Annotated in this window: 18 protein-coding genes and 1 pseudogene; 6 read left to right on the top strand and 13 right to left on the bottom strand. The window is 61.8% G+C overall.

The annotated features are described in order from the left end of the window. Window positions 1-8: 8 nt before the first annotated feature. Genes ACVHNU_RS18625 through ACVHNU_RS18600 form a run of 6 tightly spaced genes read right to left on the bottom strand, consistent with a single transcriptional unit; the run spans window position 9 to window position 6725 of the window. Complete coding sequence (locus ACVHNU_RS18625; protein ID WP_473018033.1) at window positions 9-1340, bottom strand: DUF58 domain-containing protein; 1332 nt, start codon at window positions 1338-1340, stop codon at window positions 9-11. Beyond that, on the bottom strand, window positions 1337-2338 hold the full coding sequence (locus ACVHNU_RS18620; protein WP_473018032.1) for an AAA family ATPase: 1002 nt from the start codon (window positions 2336-2338) through the stop codon (window positions 1337-1339). Before ACVHNU_RS18620 ends, ACVHNU_RS18625 begins: the two co-directional genes overlap by 4 nt. After that, window positions 2335-3498, bottom strand: a complete 1164-nt coding sequence (locus tag ACVHNU_RS18615; protein WP_473018031.1) for a DUF4350 domain-containing protein — start codon at window positions 3496-3498, stop codon at window positions 2335-2337. Before ACVHNU_RS18615 ends, ACVHNU_RS18620 begins: the two co-directional genes overlap by 4 nt. Further along, a complete protein-coding gene (locus ACVHNU_RS18610; protein ID WP_473018030.1) occupies window positions 3495-5039 on the bottom strand; it encodes a DUF4129 domain-containing protein in 1545 nt (514 codons plus the stop codon). The genes ACVHNU_RS18615 and ACVHNU_RS18610 overlap by 4 nt, the downstream gene beginning before the upstream one ends. After that, on the bottom strand, window positions 5026-6003 hold the full coding sequence (locus ACVHNU_RS18605) for a stage II sporulation protein M (RefSeq protein ID WP_473018028.1): 978 nt from the start codon (window positions 6001-6003) through the stop codon (window positions 5026-5028). Before ACVHNU_RS18605 ends, ACVHNU_RS18610 begins: the two co-directional genes overlap by 14 nt. Further along, a complete protein-coding gene (locus tag ACVHNU_RS18600; protein WP_003227585.1) occupies window positions 6000-6725 on the bottom strand; it encodes an RDD family protein in 726 nt (241 codons plus the stop codon). Before ACVHNU_RS18600 ends, ACVHNU_RS18605 begins: the two co-directional genes overlap by 4 nt. Before the next feature lie 181 nt (window positions 6726-6906). Between ACVHNU_RS18600 and sbcB the strand changes: the two genes are divergently transcribed. After that, entirely contained in the window at window positions 6907-8337 is a 1431-nt protein-coding gene (sbcB, locus tag ACVHNU_RS18595) for an exodeoxyribonuclease I (RefSeq protein WP_473018027.1), read from the top strand. Window positions 8338-8440: 103 nt separating this feature from the next. On the opposite strand, the gene mvaT is transcribed toward sbcB, so the two are convergent. Further along, window positions 8441-8818 carry a histone-like nucleoid-structuring protein MvaT gene (gene mvaT / locus ACVHNU_RS18590; RefSeq protein WP_003227581.1) on the bottom strand — a complete coding sequence of 126 codons (378 nt, stop codon included), beginning with the start codon at window positions 8816-8818 and terminating at the stop codon, window positions 8441-8443. 338 nt (window positions 8819-9156) lie between these two features. Between mvaT and purU the strand changes: the two genes are divergently transcribed. After that, window positions 9157-10005 carry a formyltetrahydrofolate deformylase gene (purU, locus tag ACVHNU_RS18585; RefSeq protein ID WP_003227580.1) on the top strand — a complete coding sequence of 283 codons (849 nt, stop codon included), beginning with the start codon at window positions 9157-9159 and terminating at the stop codon, window positions 10003-10005. Window positions 10006-10093: 88 nt separating this feature from the next. Further along, window positions 10094-10270: a hypothetical protein gene (locus tag ACVHNU_RS18580; RefSeq protein ID WP_177434683.1), complete on the top strand. Its 177-nt coding sequence runs from the start codon at window positions 10094-10096 to the stop codon at window positions 10268-10270. On the opposite strand, the gene ACVHNU_RS18575 is transcribed toward ACVHNU_RS18580, so the two are convergent. From ACVHNU_RS18575 to ACVHNU_RS18555, 5 genes and pseudogenes are all read right to left on the bottom strand, one after another. Beyond that, window positions 10254-11252, bottom strand: coding sequence for a lysylphosphatidylglycerol synthase transmembrane domain-containing protein (locus ACVHNU_RS18575; RefSeq protein WP_103486328.1), 999 nt, complete (start codon window positions 11250-11252; stop codon window positions 10254-10256). The two genes, ACVHNU_RS18580 and ACVHNU_RS18575, sit on opposite strands and share 17 nt — an antisense overlap. Next, window positions 11249-12025 carry a DUF2334 domain-containing protein gene (locus tag ACVHNU_RS18570; protein WP_473018026.1) on the bottom strand — a complete coding sequence of 259 codons (777 nt, stop codon included), beginning with the start codon at window positions 12023-12025 and terminating at the stop codon, window positions 11249-11251. Before ACVHNU_RS18570 ends, ACVHNU_RS18575 begins: the two co-directional genes overlap by 4 nt. Further along, window positions 12018-13109: a glycosyltransferase family 4 protein gene (locus ACVHNU_RS18565; RefSeq protein ID WP_473020085.1), complete on the bottom strand. Its 1092-nt coding sequence runs from the start codon at window positions 13107-13109 to the stop codon at window positions 12018-12020. The genes ACVHNU_RS18570 and ACVHNU_RS18565 overlap by 8 nt, the downstream gene beginning before the upstream one ends. 231 nt (window positions 13110-13340) lie before the next feature. Then, entirely contained in the window at window positions 13341-14105 is a 765-nt protein-coding gene (locus ACVHNU_RS18560; protein WP_371043227.1) for a methyl-accepting chemotaxis protein, read from the bottom strand. A 93-nt stretch (window positions 14106-14198) separates the two neighbouring features. Then, window positions 14199-15230, bottom strand: a pseudogene (locus ACVHNU_RS18555) (HAMP domain-containing protein); the annotation flags it as partial. 186 nt (window positions 15231-15416) lie between these two features. On the opposite strand from ACVHNU_RS18555, the gene ACVHNU_RS18550 reads away from it, so the two are divergent. Then, entirely contained in the window at window positions 15417-16904 is a 1488-nt protein-coding gene (locus tag ACVHNU_RS18550; RefSeq protein WP_473018025.1) for a helicase HerA-like domain-containing protein, read from the top strand. Window positions 16905-17031: 127 nt separating this feature from the next. Here ACVHNU_RS18550 and ACVHNU_RS18545 read toward each other — a convergent pair whose 3' ends face one another. Beyond that, on the bottom strand, window positions 17032-17487 hold the full coding sequence (locus tag ACVHNU_RS18545; protein ID WP_473018024.1) for a DUF721 domain-containing protein: 456 nt from the start codon (window positions 17485-17487) through the stop codon (window positions 17032-17034). A gap of 307 nt (window positions 17488-17794) precedes the next feature. Here ACVHNU_RS18545 and secA point away from each other — a divergent pair, with 307 nt between their 5' ends. Both secA and argJ read left to right on the top strand, forming a co-directional pair. Beyond that, entirely contained in the window at window positions 17795-20530 is a 2736-nt protein-coding gene (secA, locus tag ACVHNU_RS18540) for a preprotein translocase subunit SecA (RefSeq protein WP_103485168.1), read from the top strand. A 134-nt stretch (window positions 20531-20664) separates the two neighbouring features. After that, entirely contained in the window at window positions 20665-21882 is a 1218-nt protein-coding gene (gene argJ, locus ACVHNU_RS18535; protein WP_103485167.1) for a bifunctional glutamate N-acetyltransferase/amino-acid acetyltransferase ArgJ, read from the top strand. Window positions 21883-22069 lie beyond the last annotated feature (187 nt).

Below are 22069 nucleotides of genomic sequence, written 5' to 3'. Positions count from 1 at the left end.
TCGTTTGATCAGATAACGCCGGCACGCTTCCAGCTCAGATAGCGGTTCACCAGCCCCGTGCTCAACTCGCCGGGGCGCACATCCAGTACCTGCACGCCGTGAGCGGCCAGGCGCTCATGCAGTTCGGCCCGGGCATTGAGGTAGTCCACGGTGCCGCAGTAGGCGAGGGCTTCGGGCAGCGTCTGAACCGGGGAATTGCGCACGCGGTCGAGGGTTTCCTCGCGCAGACTGACCACCAGCACTTGATGCTGCTGGCCCAGACGTTTGACGCTGGCGAGCAGATCTTCGTCGTCCTCGTCACGCAGGTTGGTCAGCAGAATGATCAGCGCCCGGCGCTTCTGGCGGGCCAAGAGATGATTGGTCGCCGTTGAATAGTCAGCAGGACGCTGACTGCTGTCGAGATCGTAGACGGCATTGAGCAGGACCTTGAGCTGACTGGACCCCTTGATCGGCGCCAGATAACGCGGTTGATCGACGGCGAACGTGCACAACCCCACCGCATCGCCCTGGCGCAGTGCCACGTGGCTGAGCAGCAGGCAAGCGTTGAGCGCATGGTCGAAATGCGCCAGCTCGTCATCCTGGCTGCGCATGCGTCGGCCGCAGTCGAGCAGGAACATGATCTGCTGGTCGCGCTCGTCTTCGTACTCGCGCGCAATCGGCGTGCGCTGGCGGGCGGTGGCTTTCCAGTCGATCTGGCGCAGGCTGTCGCCTTCGCGGAATTCACGCAGCTGATGAAACTCCTGGCCCTGGCCACGACGCTGGCGTTGACGTACGCCGAGCTGGCTCAGCCAGTTGTCCACCGCCAGCAATTGCCCGCCGTAGAGCTTTGCAAAGTCCGGGTAGACGCGGATATCACTGCTCACTTCCAGCAGGCGTTGGCCTGTCCACAAGCCGAAGGGGCTGGGCAGATTGATTTCGCAATGCCCGAAGTTGAAGTGACCGCGCTTGAGCGGACGCAAGCGGTAGCCGACCTCGCTGAATTGTCCGGGTTGCAGCTCGACCGGGAGCGGCAGGTTTTCGAAACTCAGACCCTGGGGCACGTGGTCGAACATCTTCACGGCGACCGGCGCAGTGAAATCGTGACTGACCTGCAGCCGTACTTCACTCCAGCGACCCAGTGCCAGATTGCCGGGCATCTGGCGTTTGATCCGCGGCGAGGGCAAGCGCCTGAGGCGTAACGCATCGATGATCGCCAGCACCAGCAGAGCCAGGAGCAAGCCCCAGTTGATCGCCGAAAGGCTGGCGGGGGTCGGGATGTCGAGCGCCTGCACGGTGCCCAGCAGCGTGCCGCCGGCCAGCAGAACAGCGAGCCAGATCAGCAGCAGGCGTGACGGTTTCACAGGCGTGGCGCCGGCACTTGGTCGAGCAGTTGCTGCAGCACCTGATCGACCGGCAGACCTTCGATGTCCAGTTCCGGCGCCACCCGCACGCGATGGCGCAGCACTGCGAGCGCGCAGCCCTTGATGTCATCGGGAATCACGAACTCGCCGCCGCGCAGCAACGCCCGGGCGCGGGCGCAACGCACCAGCGCAATCGAGGCACGCGGCCCGGCACCGAGGGTCAGGCCTGGCCAGGAGCGGGTGCTGCGCGCCAGGCGCACCGCGTAATCCAGCACTTGATCGTCGATCGGCAAGTCGCTGGCGATGCGTTGCAGGGCCTGCACGTCCTTGGCCTGCAACACGGTGCGCAGCGGCTGCACGTCGAGCATGTCGGCGCGGGTCGAGCGGCTGACCTGGCGCACCATGTTCAGCTCTTGCTCGGCCTCCGGGTAATCCATACGCACCTTGAGCATGAAGCGGTCGAGCTCGGCTTCCGGCAATGGATAAGTGCCTTCCTGCTCGATCGGGTTCTGGGTGGCGAGCACCATGAACGGCTGGGCGATCGGCAGCGCCCGGCCTTCGAGGGTGACCTGGCGCTCCTGCATCGCTTCGAGCAACGCCGCCTGGGTTTTTGCCGGGGCGCGGTTGATCTCGTCGGCCAGCAGCAAGTTGGTGAACAGCGGCCCCTTGCGCAGCTTGAACTGCTCGGTGTGCAGGTCGTACACCGCGTGGCCGGTGACGTCGCTGGGCATCAGGTCCGGGGTGAACTGGATGCGCGCGAACTCGCCGCCGAAACAACGCGCCAGCGCCCGCACCAGCAAGGTCTTGCCCAGTCCCGGAACGCCTTCGAGCAGCACGTGGCCGCCGGCGATCAGCGCGGTCAGCACATCGTCGATCACGCCGTTCTGGCCGATCAGGGCCTTCTGCAATTCGCCGCGCACCGCTTGCGCCAACTGGCTGGCACGCTGGCGTTGCTGGGCGGCGTGGCTGGCGCTGCCGGGCTCGATCTGTTCACTCATAGCGTGTTCCTCAAGGTTTGCAGGTGGGCCACCTGGCGACTGAAATCAGCGCTGCTCATGCGCTGTTTCGATACCGGGCTCAGGGCCTGGCTGATGGCGCGGGTCGGTTGACGGGTCAGGCGCGACAGCACCAGCCATTGCTCGGCCACGTTCAATTGGTCGAAACCGGGATACCGGCGGCGGGCGCGGCGCAGCACGTCCTGTTGCAGGGCTTGCAACAGCGTGTGCTGACCGTTGTGGCGCAGGATGAAATCGGCACTGGCGCGCAGGTGTTCCTGCAACTGGCGACGGCCACGCTGAGCGCGTGCCTGCAAAGGCCCGTGGCGCACACCGAGGTGCCACAGGGCCAGACCGATCAGCGCCAGCAGGGCGACGATGGCTTGCGGGAAGTAACGCCAGAGCAAGCTCGGCAGCCCCTCGTGTAGCGTGTTGAAAATCAGCGTGACGTCGGTGTCGGCGCTCAGGTACCAGAGCAGCCAGGCGTTGTCGTGTTTGCTGATGGCCGGGGTCTTCCACAGCTCGGCATCGGTGACCACGGTGACCGAGCCGAGGCCGTACGCCAGTTGCATCATGTGCGTGGCCTTGGCGCTGTTGGCCCAGGCCTGGGCGAGATTCTTCGGGTCTTCCAGATGGAACGCGGTGTCGAAACCGGCGTAGGCCGGCGCGTCCTCGTTTTCCAGATAAAGTTTGGTCAGGTTCGGGTACGGATCATCGGCCAGCTCCGCCGGCGGCTCCTTGAGATCCTTGCTCAGGGACTGGTGCAACTGCACCCGGTCCAGCAACAGGTCAGCGCTTTGTCTGGCCTGCTGATCCCACAGGGCTTCGGCGACGAACACCAGCCGCCCACCGGCGCGGGCCCAGTTCAACACCTGATCGACCTGCCGCGGGGTCATGCGCGAACGCTCGCCGAACAACAGCAGGGTGTGCCGACGCGGATCGATGTCGGGCAGCACCGCCAGCGTTTCGGCGTGGCCGACGTTGAGGCCGCGCTCGCGCAAAAACATTTCTGCCGCCAGATAAGGATTGGCCTGCGCCTGGGGCGAGGGGCCGTGATCGATCACTTCCTGATAGGGCCGCGCCTTGAGGTACAGATAAACGCTCAACGCCGCGAGCAGGGCGACCATCAGCCCGCCGAGCAGCCACGCGTTGCGCCGGTTCAAGCGCGCGCTCCCTGCTCGAACAAGGCGCGCCAGCCGTCACACAGTTCCTGTTGCAGATGTGCCGCCGGTACGCGGTGCCCGTAGGCCATGTTCTGCCAGTGCTGTGTCAGGCTGCGACTGAACGCCAGCAGTTCAGGGTGCTGCAATTGCTCGACCCGCAGCAGCACCTGATGCTCGGTGTCGGCGGGTTTCAAGGTCAGGGCAAAATCGTGCAGCAGACGGCTGAGCAAGCCGCGATAGAGCAGGCCCAGCGCCGCGCGGGGCTGGGTCTGCCAGAGTTGTTCGGCGCTGGCGGCGATGTCGTCGGGCAAGGATTGCGGGGTCAGGTCCAGGCCAAATGCTTGTTGCGGCGCAGGTGGCCTGACGCGGGCGGGCAACTTCGCCCGGCGACTGACGAAGGTGCGCAGAAACTCGCGATAGCGCCAGATCAGCCAGCCGACGGCCGTGAGCAACGCGCCCCACAGCAGCACTTCGATCAACACCGCCAAGGCATTGAAGCGCTGACTGTCCAGCCAGCCGAGCAGGGTTTTCAGCCATTGCGGAGGCTCGCCGGGTTTGCCCTCGGCCGGGGTGGCCGGGTCGTCGCCAAAGCGGTAGCGGGTCACGCTTTCCTTGTTCTTGAACGGCGGTTGTTCGAGCAGCGCCTTGATGCTGTCGTGCGCAGCCTGACTGGTCAGCGGTTGGTGCAGCAGGCGGGGTGCCTCCGGTGCGCTGGCCGGGGCATCCGCCCACACCGGTGGCACCGCCGGCAGCCACAGACAGACCGCCAGCAGCAGACCCAGAGCGCTGCTGTTCAAGCGCTGGCGCAAACGACGGAATACCAACTCGATGTCCCACGCTTCCAGTGCGGTGCGTCGGTTCAGATACAGGCTGAAGCCGCAGGCGACATAAATCGGTTCCCAGACCACCAGCACCAGCGCGTAGAAGGCGTTGGTCAGGTGTTCCAGCCAACGCCAATGATGATCGGCGTCGAGGATCAGCGATTGCCAGTCCCAGTCGGTTTCAATCTGCTGCGGCAGCAGCATGTAGAACAGCACCATCAGGCCGATCCACAGCGCGGTCTCCAGATGCATGCCGATGATCGTCAGCCATTGCGCAGCGCCGGCATTGCGTTGCAGCAACACCTGCAAGCGTTGCTGGCGAGCGGTGCCGTCGAGGCCTTCGAGTTGCACCACCGGCAGCAGAAAGCTTCGACTCAGGCTCAGGCGGCGCCAGGTCAGGCTGGCCAGCAGTTGTGGTTTGAGCAGTCGCGGAAATTCGCGCAGGGCCTGTTTCAGAGTGGGCGTTTCGCCGAACAGGGCCTTGGACAGGATGTACAGCGGCAGGCGTTCGTAGGCCGGTTTCAGCCACCAGAAAATCAGTATCGCCAGCGACGGCGAATCCCACAGCAGCAGACTGAGCACGACGAACAGCGGCAGGGTGACGATGGCCCAACTGGTCATCAGCAGCCGACGATGCTGCTGGCTCATGAGCACGCCCAGGTCCATGGCTTCCCAGGTGCTGCGCGGGCGGATCGCTACAGTGGCATCACTCAGGCGCATGGCGGGTCGTTCCGGCGAACAGCAGATAGGCCGCCACGGCGATCCACAACGCGGCACCGACCGCATATTTGATCGGCGGTGTAACCCCGGTCCGCGACGACCAGTACGCTTCGATGAACGCCGCGATCAGCAGGAACAGCATGACCCCGCACACCAGCAGCACGCTTGTGCGCGCGGCGGTTTTCAGTGCTTCACCGCGCGTCAGGCGTCCGGGCGCGATCAACGCCCAGCCGAGTTTCAGGCCGGCGGCACCCGCCAGTGCAATGGCGCTCAGCTCGAAAGCACCGTGGCCGATCACGAACGACCAGAACGTCTGCCCGAAACCGATTTCAGTCAGATGCCCGGCCACCGCACCGATGATCAAGCCGTTATAGAGGAGGAAAAACGCGCTGCCCACGCCCAGCAGCAAACCGCTGGCGAAGGTCTGAAAGGCGATGCCGATGTTGTGCATCACGTAGTAGCCGAACATCACCCAGTCTTCACTGGCCGCGCGTTCGGCCGAACGCCCGAGGTGCCCGGCCACCGGGTCGTACATGCTCTGCATCTCGCGCACCTGTTCGGCGGGGATCAGGTTGTAGACCCGTTCGGGAAAGGCATACACCAGCAAGGCAAAACCGATCAGGCTGCCGAAAAACACCAGGCCGGCGGCCAGCACAAAGGGCCATTCGGCGCGCACCAGCCGGGGGAAGTCAGCGAGGATGAAACCCAGCAGGTTGGCGCCGAAGCGGCTGCGGTGCCGATAGAGCTGCTGATGGCCGCGCAACACCAGTTGTTGCAGCGAGTCGGTCAGAAAACTGCTGTAGCCACGCTCCTGTGCCAGCGCCAGATGCTGGCACAGGCGTCGATAAGCCTTGGGGAAAGTGGCCACTTGCGAGGTGTCCTTGCCATGTTCGAGGCGTTCGAGCGCCAGCGTGAAGCGCTCCCATTCGGCCTTGTGGCGAGTTTCGAAAAGACTCTGCTTCATGTCGGCCCCAACAAGCCGCGGGCGATACCGTTGAGTTCGCTGACCGCTTTGGGCGCCGAAATGTGCAGCGGCTGGGCGAGCAGCGCGGCCAGCTCGTTGACCCGCGCTGGCGACAGTTCGCCCTGGCGTTCGGCGAAGGCGAGCAGGGCGCGTTGTTCGCTGAGGGTGAGCGGGACGGGCGAGCGGCGCGGCTGGGCGTCGGGCAGTTGCGGGCGTGCGAGTGGGCGTTCGCTGTAGACCACCAGGGTGCCGGCGGCGATGTCGCCCAGGCGTTTGAAGGTCGGGTGCTGCAGGCAACTGATCGCCCCGAGGAAATAACCGAACGGCAGCAGGTCGACGAAACGCAACAGGTTGCGCAGCAGCGAGGCCGACCAGCCGATCGGTGTGCCGTCATCGTGGATCACCCGCAGGCCCATCCATTGCTTGCCCGGCGAACGGCCCTGACGCAGCACTTCGAACAGCACCATGTACCACCAACTGACGGCAAACAGCAGCAGCGAACCCAGGCCCATGCCGAGCTGACCGAGAAATGCCAGCAACAGGAACAGCACGCCGAGGATGGCTCCGCGAATGCCCAGGTCGATGCCGAAGGCGAGGCTGCGCACCATCAGGCCGGCCGGGCGCAACGGCAGGTCGATGCCCTCCGGGGTTTCCACTTGATAGCGGGTATCGAGTGGCGGGTTCAGCGGTGCTTTCCGTGGCGCTGCTGTGTTCTCGAGCATGGGCTACCTGATGGGGCCGGATCGGGAGGCGAGGTCTGTCCGATGCTAGCAGCCTCTTGGGGGAAAACGACATCACTATGTATTGCACATCGTGTGGCGCGCGCGAGTTGAATGACACAGCGCTGGCCGCGATGCGGGTTCAACGCCTAGACTTTGCCGATCTTCAGTTCAGGAACCGCCCGTGACTTCAATCTTCTGGTACGACTACGAAACCACCGGCATCAATCCGCGCAACGACCGTCCGCTGCAGGTCGCCGGGATTCGCACCGACCACGACCTCAATGAAATCGACGAACCGGTCAACCTCTACTGCCAGCCCAGCGAAGACATCCTGCCGCACCCGGCGGCCTGCGCGATCACCGGCATTACCCCGGGGCAACTCGCCGAGCACGGTCTGAGCGAAGCCGATTTCATGACCCGTGTGCATGCACAACTGGCGACGCCCGGCACTTGCGGCGCGGGTTACAACACCTTGCGTTTCGACGACGAGATGACCCGCTACAGCCTGTACCGCAACTTCTTCGACCCGTATGCCCGCGAGTGGCAGGGCGGCAACAGTCGCTGGGACCTGATCGATGTGGTGCGTGCCGCGTATGCGTTGCGCCCGGACGGCCTGGTCTGGCCGACCGATGACGAAGGCAAGGTCACCCTCAAACTCGAACGTCTGACGGCCGCCAACCATATCGACCATGGGCATGCGCACGAAGCGCTGTCGGACGTGCGCGCCACCATCGCGCTGGCGCGGTTGATCCGCGAGAAACAGCCGAAGTTGTATGACTGGCTGTTTCAATTGCGCAGCAAGCAGAAGGTCATGGATCAGATTCGTCTGTTGCAGCCGCTGGTGCATATCTCCGGACGCTTTTCGGCGGCGCGGCACTATGTCGGTGTAGTGCTGCCATTGGCCTGGCATCCGCGCAATCGCAATGCGCTGATCGTCTGTGACCTGCACCTTGATCCGCAAGGCTTGCTGGATCTGGACGCCGAAACCCTGCGCCAGCGCCTGTACACCCGCCGTGACGACCTCGCCGAAGGTGAACTGCCGGTGCCACTGAAACTGATTCACATCAATCGCTGCCCGGTGGTGGCGCCGTTGTCGGTATTGCGCGCCGACGATCAGCAGCGCCTGGGCCTGGACATGGCGCTGTATCAGGCACGTGCGCTGCGGCTAAGTGACGCACAACAAGTTTGGAAAGATAAAGTCGCGGCGATTTACGCCAGCGAAGACTTCACGCCGAGCGAAGATCCGGAACAGCAGTTGTACGATGGATTTATCGGTGATCGTGACCGGCGTCTATGTGAGCAAGTGAGGACGGCGGATCCGGCACAATTAGCGCAAGAACACTGGCCGTTCGATGATGAACGTCTGCCGGAATTACTCTTTCGATATCGCGCACGCAACTTTCCCGATACGTTGAATTCCGAGGAGCAAGAACGCTGGAGAATATTCTGTCAGCAGCGTTTGTCCGAGCCGCAAATGGGCGCGCCTAATACCCTGCAATCTTTTGCCGAGGCCGCGCAGCAATGGGCGCTTAGTGCTACGCCGATACAGAATCAAGTGCTCAATGAGTGGCAGAATTATGTCGAGGCATTGCGCAAACGTTTGAATCTTTGAAATCGAACATAGTGTGCCCATGAAATGCCGGGCATAAAAAAACGCCAGCGTATGCTGGCGTTTTTCATGGGCCGCAGAATCAGTCTGCGGCAGGCGTTGCGGCTTAGCCCAGCAGGGTAGCCCAGCCTTCAACCACGTCACCGCCCCACTTGGCTTTCCACTCTTTCAGAGTCTTGTGGTTGCCACCTTTGGTTTCGATGACTTCGCCGTTGTGCGGGTTTTTGTATTGTTTAACTTTGCGCGCGCGCTTGGTGCCGGTAGTTTTTACTGCGGCGCCACGGGTACCTTTGGTTTTCGATTCCGGATCCAGCAGGGCGATGATGTCGCGCAGGGACTTGGAGTATTCGCCCATCAGGGTGCGCAGTTTGCCTTCGAATTCCAGCTCGGCTTGCAGTTTGTCGTCTTGCGACAGGTTCTTCAAACGGGCTTGCAGCTCTTTGATTGCTTCTTCGGTGGCGCGATATTCGTTGATCAAGGACATGGTAACTACCTTATGCGGATGTGTTGAATGGCAGGGGACAGTGCCGCAATAATAGTCAGGCTGTTTCATCAAGTAAACATTTAACCGGATTTTTTATTTGAATTAGTTACGTGAAATAACCGGTAAATTGAATGGTCATTTAAATAATGTGATGCATTCATCACGATTATTCACAATTATCTGCTCGAACAGCGTCACGGCAGTGCCATCACATTGGCGCGCCGGACGATCGGACTCCTTGAGTCGCGCCGTCTCGGGGGAATCGGTCATCAATACTGCAGTTTCCGCGCACAGTCGCTAGAATGGCCGCCTTTGCGAAGTTCTGGAGTTTTTCCCCCATGCGCACCTTTCGGTTGGTGATTTCCTGCCCTGACCGCGTTGGCATCGTTGCCAAAGTCAGTAACTTTCTGGCATCCCACAACGGTTGGATCACCGAAGCGAGCCACCACTCGGATAATCAGAACGGCTGGTTCTTCATGCGTCACGAGATCCGTGCCGATTCGCTGCCGTTCGGTATTGAAGTACTGCGCGAGAAGTTTGCGCCGATCGCCGAAGAGTTCTCGATGGACTGGCGCATTACCGATACCGAACAGAAGAAACGCGTAGTGCTGATGGCCAGCCGCGAATCCCACTGTCTGGCAGACTTGCTGCACCGCTGGCACAGCGACGAGCTCGATTGCGAAATCTCCTGCGTGATTTCCAACCACAATGACCTGCGCAGCATGGTCGAGTGGCATGGCATTCCTTATTACCATGTCCCGGTCAATCCGCAGGACAAGGAGCCGGCCTTCGCCGAAGTCTCGCGTCTGGTCAAGCAGCACGACGCCGAAGTGGTGGTGCTGGCGCGCTACATGCAGATCCTGCCGCCGGCCCTGTGCCGCGAATACGCACACAAGGTGATCAACATTCACCACAGCTTCCTGCCGTCGTTCGTCGGTGCCAAGCCGTACCATCAGGCGTCGCTGCGCGGCGTGAAGCTGATCGGCGCGACCTGCCACTACGTGACCGAAGAGCTGGATGCCGGCCCGATCATCGAGCAGGACGTGGTACGCGTCAGCCACAGCGACAGCATCGAAGACATGGTGCGTTTCGGCCGTGACGTCGAGAAGATGGTGTTGGCCCGTGGTCTGCGCTATCACCTCGAAGACCGCGTGCTGGTGCACGGCAACAAGACCGTGGTGTTCTGATCGGTCTGAAAGTCTGCGGTTGAAAAATCAAGGGTCTGGGCGTTCAATCGTCCAGGCCCTTTTTCATTTCATCCCTGAGGAACTGCCCATGAGCGATCCACTGGACAAAGCCACTTCCAAAGCGCCGGCCACCGTGGGTGAGGGGTGTCTGAGCAGATATGATCCCGAAGACATGACGCCGGAGGACGGGACAGAGTTTCCCGGGGCTGCCGAGTTATGGGAGCAAATGAAGGAACAGCTGGACGAACCTAAGAAGCCTGTCTGACTTTCATCAATTTCTTGAGCAACGGTCGTCCCAGCATCAGCACAAACACCGGGCCACCCACCAGCAGATAGAAATAGAACGTCACTGCCCGCCAGATCAGGATTGCCGCCGCCGCTGTGGATTTGCCGACCATGGGCGCCAGCAGTGCCGCCGAGGTCAATTCCGCCGCGCCTGCGCCCCCCGGCAACAGCGTGAACTGGCCCGCGCCCAGCGACAGCATCTGCACCAGAAAGCTCCAGGCCCACTGCAAGTCCGCACCCAGCCCGCGCAGCGCCAGATACAGCACGCTGTAACGCAGCAGCCAATGCACGCACGTCAACGCAAACACTTTGCTCAAGGTCTGCCACGGCAATTTCAGGGTATCGGTGAACGCTGCAAGAAAGTGCAAGAGCTTGCGCGCCCAGCGTCGGCGGGTGCTGTGCTCGACGTTCATGCGGGCCAACAGGCGCCCGCTCAGGCGAATCAGTGCGCGATGATAGCGCGCCAACAGTGCACAACCGATCAGGCCGCCGAATAACGACACGGCACTGACCATCAGCAGCCATTCCATACGGTCGCTCAGGTGCTGGAACAGCGCGTAGATCAGAATTGCGCTCAAGGCGCAGAGAAAGAACAGCAGATCGCTCAACTGATCCATCGCAAACACCGCGCTGCCCCGCGCCGGGCGCACCCCGCAACGGGCCAGCAGGGCCATGATGGTCAGCGGACCGCCGCTGCCACCGGGGGTGGCGCAATAGGCAAACTCGGCGGCCATCACCACCCCGAGACTCTTCAGCGGTGAGACGCGATCTCGTTGATCGCCCAGTAACAGCCGCAAGCGCAGGGTGTTGATACCCCAGCAGAGCAGGATCATGCCGAACAGCACCAGCAGCCATGGCAGCGGAAAGCTTTGCAGGCGCGACCAGATTTCATTGCCACCGAGCAACAGCGGAATCAGCAGCGCCGCGAGCAGGCCGATCAACAACAGAATGCCGCGGCTCATGCGGCGCGCCCGAGTTGCCCGCGCTGTTGCGCCAGCCAGTCAATCTTGGTCATCGGCATGCGTCCTTCGGCGAGCAGGCGTTTGAGGGTTTGCAGCCAGTAGTTTCGCGAGTAACGGTAGCGCATATCCACCGGGTGCAGGCCGAGGCGAATCACCGGGGCCTGACGCCAGCGCTGCTCGCGTTGGTCGCTGAGGACTTTCGACAGGCCACGGCGCCAGGCACTGCGGGCGCTCCACACCAGACCGGGAGCATCGATCGAGGTGAAATCCGGCAGGCAAAAAAGATGCTGCGGATCGCTGGTGTAGTGCAACGGCAACTCGCGCAAGGCCTGGCGCGTACCCTCGCTCATCAGCCAGGCCGGGGCGACGAAACCGTGCAACGGCCAGTCGTAGCGCTGGAACAACTCGATACCGGCACGCAGTCGCGCAAGCGCGGCTTCGCGGGACAGGTGATAGAACTCGCCTTCGTGGGTGTAGATCCGGCGCATGAACCAGTCGCGGGGCGTGGTCGGTGCCGGCTCGCGGTCGTCATGGTAAAAACCGTGCAAGGCCAGTTCATCGCCACGGGCCACCCGCTCGCCGAGCCTGCGACAGAACGCCGGATGCGCTTCAAGAGCATCGCGCCCATGGAAATTCGGTACCACCAGCCAGGTCATCGGCACGCCGCCCAGCGCATCGACGGCTTCGACGAATGGCTGATAATCCGCCCACGTCGACGGTGCTACGTCGTGCAGCACCAGCAACACGGCGCGGCGGTTCAGGGGATCAGCCATTGGCCACCCGAGGCCAGGAATGGCCGAGAACCGCGTGATAATGACCGAGCAGGCTGTCGACCACGCTGTCCCAGGAATAATGCCGTTCGACGTGTTGCCGCGCCTGCTGGCCGAGTTTCACGCAGCCGCGACTGAACAGTTCGCGCACGGCATTGGCCATGGCTTGTGGATTGTTCGGTGCACACAGCAAGCCGCAGTCCTCGTTGACGATTTCCTCGAACGCCCCGGCCGCCACTGCGACTACCGGAATCCCGCAGGCCATGGCTTCGAGGATCACCAGACCGAAGGTTTCCTGATCGCCGGCATGCAGCAGGGCGTCGGCGCTGGCCATTAATCGCGCCACGGTGGCGGCCGGGCAGAACCCGTCGATCACGCTGACATTGTCCGGGACCACGGCGGGCATCGATGAGCCGACCAGCAACAGGTGATAGCGCGGGCCGAGGCGTCGCATGCATTTGAGCAGCACCGGCAGGTTCTTCTCTTTGGAGCCGCGCCCGGCAAAGATCAGCAGACGGCTGTCTTCGGCAATCCCCAGTTCGGCGCGCAAACCGTTGTCGCGGGCGTCGGGGTGAAAGGTTTGCAGGTCCACCCCCAGTGGCTGCACGAAGACATTGCGCACCCCCAGCCCGGTGAGTTTGTCGGCCATGGCCTGGCTCGGCGCCAGCACCCGGTCGAAATTGCCGTAGAGTTTGGTGACATACGCCTCGACATTCGGCGTGACCCAATGGCCCATGCGGTTGCTGACCAACAGCGGCAGATCCGAGTGATAAAAGCCGATCACCGGCACATCCAGTTGGCGTCGTGCATCCAGCGCTGCCCAGGCAGTCAGGTACGGGTCGCCGACTTCGATCAGATCGGGCTGCAAATCCTGCAGGACATTGCGCCACGGCGCCAGACGCAGCGGGAAGCGATAGCCTTTGCCAAACGGCAGCGCAGGCGCGGGCACCGTGTAGACGCCATCGTGTTCACTAAAGTGCGCGCCGGGGATCAGCAGGCTGTGGCGAATGCCCGGTTTGACGCCCAGCCGACGATGCTTGGCGTCCAGATAGGTGCGTACGCCGCCGCTGGCCGGGGCGTAGAACATGGTGATGTCGGCGATGTGCACAATGACGAACCCTCCGCTGTGTTGCTCTCCCTTGGTTGACCTTTATCCAGAATAGATGTTCGGTCGGGATTGCGCGGGGGGAGTGTCAGTGAGGGGTTGTGGTGTTTGACAGGACGCCTTCGCGAGCAAGCCCGCTCCTACAGGGATTTGCGAACGACACAGATCCAATGTGGGAGCGGGCTTGCTCGCGAAGAGGTCAGTGGCAGCGCCTTAAATTCTGAAGCTACCGACCAACTGCTTCAGCCGCGAAGCCTGCTGTTCCAGATCCGAGCACGCGCGCAACGTCGCCTGCAGGTTCTCGACGCCTTCCTGGTTCAGCGTGTTGATCTCGGTGATGTCGACGTTGATCGACTCGACCACTGCGGTCTGCTCCTCGGTCGCGGTCGCTACCGACTGGTTCATCCCGTCGATCTCGCCGATGCGCTGGGTCACGCTGTTGAGGCGTTCGCCGGCGAGGTTGGCGATTTCCACGCTGTCCTGGCTGTGGCGCTGACTGTCGCTCATGGTGCTCACCGATTCACGGGCGCCGACCTGCAGCTCCTCGATCATGGTCTGCACCTGCTGCGCCGATTCCTGGGTGCGGTGCGCCAGGTTGCGCACTTCGTCGGCGACCACGGCAAAGCCGCGTCCGGCCTCACCGGCACGCGCCGCTTCGATCGCGGCGTTGAGCGCCAGCAGGTTGGTCTGCTGGGAGATGCTGGTGATCACTTCCAGAATCTGCCCGATGTTCACGGTTTTGCTGTTCAGCGATTCGATGTTGCTGCTGGAGGCGCTGAGCATGCTCGACAGTTGATTCATCGCCTTGATGCTGCGATCCACCACTTGCTGGCCGTCTTCGGCGAGGCCGCGAGCGTCACTGGCCTGGTTCGAAGCTTGCGCGGCGTTGCGGGCGATTTCCTGGGCGGCGGCGCCCAGTTGATTGATCGCGGCGGCGACGCTGCTGGTGCGCGAGGCTTGCTGATCGGAGTTGTACATCGACGAGTTGGACGCCGCGACCACGCGCAACGCGACCTCGTTGACCTGGCCGGTGGCCGACGACACTTCGCGGATCGAGCCGTGAATACGCTCGACGAAACGGTTGAATGCGGTACCCAGCACACCGAATTCATCGTTATTGACGATGGTCAGGCGCTTGGTCAGGTCGCCTTCACCGTCAGCGATGTCTTCCATGGCGCGGGTCATGACGTGCAGTGGCTGAATCAGCAGGCGAATCAGCATGCCCAGCAGCGCGATGATGATGACCACCGCAATCACCGTGGCAATCACCGCCGAGGTGCGGAACTCACTGAGCATCGAGAAGGCTTTGTCCTTATCCACCGACAAACCGATGTACCAGTTGACCGACGGCAGGCCTTTGATCGGGGTGAAGCTGACGATACGAGTCTTGCCATCGACCGTGATTTCACTGAAGTCGCTGCTGATGCGCGGGGTGTCCTGCGGATAGGCTTCTTTCAGCGACTTCATCACCAGTGCCTTGTCCGGGTGCACCAGGATCTTGCCGTCGGCGCTGACCAGGAACGCGTAGCCCATGCCGGAGAAGTCCCGGGCGGTGAGGGTGTCGACCAGGGTTTGCAGGCTCAGGTCACCGCCGACCACGCCAACGCTCTGGCCGGCCTTTTTCGAGGCGGTGGCGATGGAGATGATCAACTGCCCGGTGGCGGCGTCGATGTACGGTTCGGTCAGGGTCGACGCGCTGCTGCTCTCCGCCCCTTTGTACCAAGGGCGCACCCGTGGATCGAAGCCGTCCGGCATCTTCACGTCCGGGCGGATGGTGAAGTGACCCGTGGCATCGCCCAGGTAAGTGGCCATGAACGTCGAGGTCAGGGATTTCTGTTCCAGCAGGCTGGCGACGTTGGCGGGTTCCGGATTGATGGCGATGTTCTGGGCGGCGTTCTCGACCAGCAGAATGCGTCCGTTGAGCCAGGTCTGGATGTTATCGGCAGTGACTTCGCCCATCTCGTTGAGATAGTTGTTCAGGTCAGCGCGGATCGCGTTGCGTTGCAGCCAGTCGTTGTACAGCGTGAACGAGGCGAAAGCGGCGATGACGATGAGGGCGGCGGCAAGCAAAATTTTATGGCTGAAGCGCAGATTTTTGTTCATGGCTTGGGGTTCCGCTAAGGTCTTAATGTCCTGGGCGTGCTTTTATAAAGGCGCGCAATATGGGCAAGGGTGAAACAAACTGATATTTCCGACTCTCCTTAGGGAAATGTCCGACCGACTTTTCAGTCAGGTTCTCGCCTTTATCTATCGGCCATACCGGATTAAAGATTAACCATAGGTGACAAAATGCCTGACACATCGCAACTCGTTATCGGCGCCGATCTGGCGGGGCAACCGATTGCTCAGGCCATGCGCCTGGCGAACCGCCACGGGCTGATCGCCGGTGCGACGGGGACCGGCAAGACCGTGACTTTGCAGCGTCTTGCCGAAGCGTTCAGTGATGCCGGCGTCGCGGTGTTCGCCGCGGACATCAAGGGCGACCTGTGTGGCCTGGGCGCTGCCGGCAATCCGCAGGGCAAGGTCGCCGAGCGCATCGCCGGAATGCCCTGGCTCGACTACAAGCCGCAGGCCTATCCGGTGACGCTGTGGGACATTCACGGCGAATCCGGTCATCCGTTGCGCACCACGTTGAGTGAAATGGGCCCGTTGCTGATCGGCAGCCTGCTGGAGCTGACCGACAGCCAGCAGGCCGCGCTGTACGCGGCCTTTAAAGTAGCGGACCGCGAAGGCCTGTTGCTGCTGGACCTGAAAGACCTCAAGGCGCTGCTCAATCACCTCAAGGATAATCCGCAACTGCTGGGCGAAGACGCCGCGCTGATGACCACCGGTTCCAGTCAGGCGCTGTTGCGTCGGCTGGCGACTCTGGAGCAGCAGGGCGCTGAAGCCTTGTTCGGCGAACCGGCGCTGCAACTGGAAGACATTCTGCAACCGGCCGCCGATGGCCGTGGACGCATTCATTTGCTCGATGCCAGCCGCCTGGTCCACGAAGCGCCGAAGGTCTACGCGACGTTCCTGCTGTGGCTACTGGCCGAGTTGTTCGAGCAGCTGCCAGAGCGTGGCGATGCCGACAAACCACTGCTGGCGCTGTTCTTCGATGAGGCGCACCTGTTGTTCGGCGATACGCCCAAGGCGTTGCAGGACCGGCTTGAGCAAGTAGTGCGATTGATCCGCTCCAAGGGCGTCGGGGTGTATTTCGTTACTCAGTCGCCGAGTGATTTGCCGGACAGCGTGCTGGCGCAACTCGGTCTGCGGATCCAGCACGGCTTGCGCGCGTTCACCGCCAAGGAACAGAAATCCCTGCGTGCGGTGGCGGATGGTTTTCGGCCAAATCCGGCGTTCGACACCTTGTCGGTGCTGACGGAGCTCGGCATCGGCGAAGCGTTGGTCGGTACGCTTGCCGAGAAGGGCACACCGGAAATGGTCCAGCGGGTGTTGGTGGCACCGCCGCAATCGCGGATCGGGCCGTTGAGCGAAACCGAGCGCACGATGCTGATCGCCGGCTCGCCGTTCAAGGGCCGTTATGACAAGCCGATCGATCGTGAGTCGGCGTACGAAATCCTGATGGGCCGCAAGGATCTGGCGCCGCCGGCAGAAACACCGGCCGGCAGGCCGGCAGCCGAGGAACCGAGCCTGGCCGATCGTGCCGGGGAGTTTCTGGGGACGGCGGCGGGGCAGGCGTTGAAGTCAGCCATGCGCCAGGCGGCCAATAATCTGGGTAAACAACTGGTGCGCGGCTTGATGGGCTCGTTGCTCGGTGGCAGCAAACGGCGCTGATCGAAACTGTGGGAGCGGGCTTGCTCGCGAAAGCGGTCTGCCAGTTAACAATAATGTTGACTGAAAAGACGCCTTCGCGAGCAAGCCCGCTCCCACATTGGATAAGTGGCAGTTTTCTGGATTGAGATCAGGATTTGTCTTTGGCGTGTGCCGCCAGGCGCTCAAGTGCCGCACGCAGGCCTGGATCGCTGATCCCGTCCGCTGTTGACTTAATGGTCTGCGCGGCATCCGTCGACAGATCCATCGAGTGTCCGCTTGCCCGGCGCTGGACCAGCGGCGGTTGCACGCGGAACTGGATGCGCGTCAGGTTGGCGAATTCTTCGAACAGCTGCAGTTGGCGTTGCAGGCGTTTTTGCTGGTAGCGCAGGCGCGTCGCCCAGTGCCCGTCAGTCACCACCAGCGTCAATTGGCCTTCGCGCCACTTGGCCACGTGGCAATGTTCGCGGGCGGCAGGTTGCAGCTGGCTTTCGAGCAGGCGCTGCAGATGCCCCAGGCGTTGGGCGTGGCCGAGCAGAGCCTTGAGGGGTTTGGCTTCGCGAAGCAGAGCGGCGGGTGCCCTGGCTGTAAGGGGGCGAAATGCCATGTTCGAACACCTGAAGTAACAGAAGCGCCATGGTAGCAGAAAGCAACGGAACCACTCGCCCATTGCTTTTGTCCCTGCTTTACCCATTAAATCAACGACTAACTTCGTCCCTTGATGGGTTGAAGTTGAGCAAAACGCCCTTATTTTAAGTGAGCCCCGTCAAAGCGCAGTGCCAGCATCGTGGAATATCGCCACTTTCCTCACCACCGTTTCCGGGTAGAATGCTCGTTCGCATGCGGCCATGAGGGCTGCACGGGCGACTCACGGGGCCGCCCTCCATCCCTTTAGTGTGGAAGATCCTGCCGATATGTTTGCGCCTTTGTTAAAGAAACTTTTTGGAAGCAAGAACGAGCGTGAAGTCAAACGCATGCTCAAGACGGTGCAGCTCGTCAATGCCTTCGAAGAGCAAATGGTGGCCCTTTCGGACGATCAATTGCGCGCCAAGACCAATGAGTTCAAGGCCCGTATCGCCAAAGGGGAATCCCTCGACAAGCTGTTGCCTGAAGCCTTCGCGGTCGCCCGTGAAGCGGGCAAGCGCGTCATGGGCATGCGCCACTTCGACGTCCAGTTGATCGGCGGCATGACCTTGCATGAAGGCATGATTGCCGAAATGCGTACCGGTGAGGGTAAAACCCTCGTGGCAACCCTGGGCGTTTACCTCAACGCGCTGTCCGGCAAGGGCGTGCACGTTGTGACCGTGAACGACTACCTGGCCCGCCGTGACGCCAACTGGATGCGTCCGCTCTACGAATTCCTCGGCCTGACCGTCGGCGTCGTGACGCCGTTCCAGCCGCCGGAAGAAAAGCGCGCCGCCTACGCTGCCGACATCACCTACGGTACCAACAACGAATTCGGGTTCGACTACCTGCGCGACAACATGGCGTTCAGCATGGAAGAGAAATTCCAGCGCGAACTCAATTTTGCCGTGATCGACGAAGTCGACTCCATCCTCATCGACGAAGCCCGTACCCCGCTGATCATTTCCGGTCAGGCCGAGGACAGTTCCAAGCTGTACATGGAGATCAACAAACTGATCCCGCAGCTGGAACTGCACGTCGAAGAAGTCGAAGGCCAGGTCACCAAGGCCGGTCACTACACCATCGACGAGAAGACCCGTCAGGTCGAACTCAACGAAGCCGGTCACCAGTTCATCGAAGAAATGCTCACCGGCGTCGGCCTGCTGGCCGAAGGCGAGAGCCTGTACTCGGCGCATAACCTGGGTCTGCTGACCCACGTCTACTCGGGTCTGCGTGCGCACAAGCTGTTCCATCGCAACGTCGAATACATCGTGCAGGACGGCCAGGTCGTGCTGGTCGACGAACACACCGGTCGTACCATGCCGGGTCGTCGTCTGTCCGAAGGCCTGCACCAGGCCATCGAAGCCAAGGAAGGTCTGAACATTCAGGCCGAGAGCCAGACCCTGGCCTCGACCACGTTCCAGAACTACTTCCGTCTGTACACCAAGCTGTCCGGCATGACCGGTACCGCCGACACCGAAGCGTTCGAATTCCACCAGATCTATGGCCTGCAGGTCATGGTCATTCCGCCGAACAAGCCGTTGGCGCGTAAAGACTACAACGACCTGGTGTTCCTGACCGCCGAAGAGAAATACGCGGCGATCATCAACGACATCAAGGAAGGCATGGCCCAGGGCCGTCCGATCCTGGTGGGTACCGCGACCATCGAAACTTCCGAGCACGTGTCCAACCTGCTCAACAAGGAAGGCATCGAGCACAAGGTACTGAACGCCAAGTTCCACGAAAAAGAAGCCGAGATCATCGCGCAAGCCGGTCGTCCGGGCGCCCTGACCATCGCCACCAACATGGCCGGTCGTGGTACCGACATCCTGCTGGGCGGTAACTGGGAAGTGGAAGTCGCGGCGCTGGAAAACCCGAGCCCCGAGCAGATCGCCCAGATCAAGGCCGACTGGCAGAAGCGCCACCAGCAAGTGCTGGAATCCGGCGGTCTGCAGGTCATCGCCTCCGAGCGTCATGAATCCCGTCGTATCGACAACCAGCTGCGTGGCCGTGCCGGTCGTCAGGGCGACGCCGGTTCCAGCCGCTTCTACCTGTCGCTGGAAGACAGCCTGATGCGCATCTTCGCCTCTGACCGGGTGAAGAACTTCATGAAAGCCCTGGGCATGCAGCCGGGCGAAGCGATCGAGCACCGCATGGTGACCAACGCGATCGAGAAGGCGCAGCGCAAGGTTGAAGGTCGCAACTTCGACATTCGCAAGCAACTGCTCGAGTTCGACGACGTCAACAACGAGCAGCGTAAAGTGATCTATCACATGCGCAACACGTTGCTGGCCGCCGACAACATCGGTGAAACCATCGCCGACTTCCGTCAGGACGTGCTCAACGCCACCGTCAGCGCACACATTCCGCCGCAATCGCTGCCAGAGCAGTGGGACGTGGCCGGTCTGGAAGCTTCGCTGGCAAGCGACTTCGGGGTGAAGCTGCCGATCCAGCAATGGCTCGACGAAGATGATCACCTGTACGAAGAGACGCTGCGCGAGAAGCTGATGGTCGAGCTGATGGCCGCGTACAACGAGAAAGAAGATCAGGCCGGTGCCGAAGCACTGCGCTCGTTCGAGAAGCAGATCGTCCTGCGCGTCCTCGACGACCTGTGGAAAGACCACCTGTCGACCATGGATCACCTGCGTCACGGCATCCACCTGCGTGGCTATGCCCAGAAGAACCCGAAGCAGGAATACAAGCGCGAGTCGTTCACGCTGTTCTCCGAGCTGCTGGATTCGATCAAGCGCGACTCGATCCGTGTGCTGTCGCACGTTCAGGTTCGCCGCGAAGATCCGGAAGCCGAAGAGCAACGCCTGCGTCAGGAAGCCGAAGCACTGGCCGCCCGCATGCAGTTCGAACACGCCGAGGCCCCTGGTCTGGATCAACCGGAAGTGTTGGGTGAAGAGGTCGATGTGGCCCTCGCCACCGCTCCGGTTCGCAACGAGCAGAAGCTGGGCCGCAACGAACTGTGCTACTGCGGTTCGGGCAAGAAATTCAAGCATTGCCACGGGCAGATCCAGTAAACCCCGTTTCAATCGCTGAAATACCCGCGCCGCGACCGGCTTCTGCCGTCGCGGCGTTTTGCCATTTAATCCGCCGCCTTCTTGTTGAAAACAGCAGGAAGCGGTGCTGACATCATTGAGTAAGGAGCGCATTCATGGCTGTTGGTCTTGGTCCTTTGCCAACGTTGCACCCGGTTGCCGGTTTTGAACTCGGTATTGCCTCGGCCGGCATCAAGCGCCCTGGGCGCAAGGATGTGGTAGTGATGCGCTGCGCCGAAGGTTCGACCGTGGCCGGTGTGTTCACGTTGAACGCCTTTTGCGCCGCGCCGGTGATCCTGGCGAAAAAACGTGTGCAGAACGACGTGCGTTACCTGCTGACCAACACCGGTAACGCCAACGCCGGTACCGGTGAGCCGGGCCTGGCGGCTGCCGAGCGCACCACCGCCAGACTCGCCGAGCTGACCGGTGTCGATGCCAGCCAGATCCTGCCGTACTCCACCGGCGTGATCGGCGAGCCACTGCCGGTCGAGAAGATCGAAGGCGCACTGCAGGCCGCACTGGATGACCTGTCGGAAAACAACTGGGCAGCGGCCGCCACCGGCATCATGACCACCGACACCCTGCCCAAGGGTGCCAGCCGCCAGTTCCAGCATGACGGCGTGACCATCACCGTCACCGGTATCAGCAAAGGCGCAGGCATGATCCGCCCGAACATGGCGACCATGCTCGGCTACATCGCCACCGACGCCAAAGTCTCCCGCGATGTGCTGCACAACCTGATGCTCGACGGTGCGAACAAGTCATTCAACCGCATCACCATCGATGGCGATACTTCGACCAACGACTGCTGCATGCTGATCGCCACCGGCAAGGCTGCGTTGCCGGAAATCACCCGCGCCGAAGGCGAGCTGTTCAACAAGCTGAAACAGGCAGTGTTCGAAGTGTGCATGGACGTGGCCCAGGCCATCGTGCGTGACGGCGAAGGCGCGACCAAGTTCGTCACCGTTGAAGTCAACGGCGGCGGCAATCATCAGGAATGCCTCGACGTCGGTTACACCGTGGCCCACTCGCCGCTGATCAAGACCGCGCTGTTCGCCTCCGACCCGAACTGGGGCCGTATTCTCGCCGCTGTCGGCCGTGCCGGTGTGCCGAACCTCGACGTGAGCAAGATCGACGTGTTCCTCGGCGATGTGTGTATTGCCAGCCGTGGCGCGCGCGCAGCGACCTACACTGAGGCGCAAGGCTCGGCGGTGATGCAGCAGGAAGAGATCACCATCCGCATCGAGCTGGGGCGCGGCGATTGCAGCGAAACCATCTGGACCACCGACCTGTCGCATGAATATGTGAAGATCAACGCCGAGTACCGCACCTGATCCAAGACCGGGTCGCTTCTTTCGCGAGCAGGCTCGCTCCTACAGGGATTTGTGACAACACGATCCAATGTGGGAGCGAGCCTGCTCGCGATGGCGTTGTGTCTGGCAATATCAATGTTGAATGTGCCGGCTTCTTCGCGAGCAAGCCCGCTCCCACAGGGTTTTCAGGTGTACACAACCTTTGTGA

The organism is Pseudomonas sp. Ors-4-3C (genome assembly GCF_055755035.1).
Note: the sequence above shows the minus strand (reverse complement) of the source record. Positions and strands in the feature narration are given on the sequence as shown.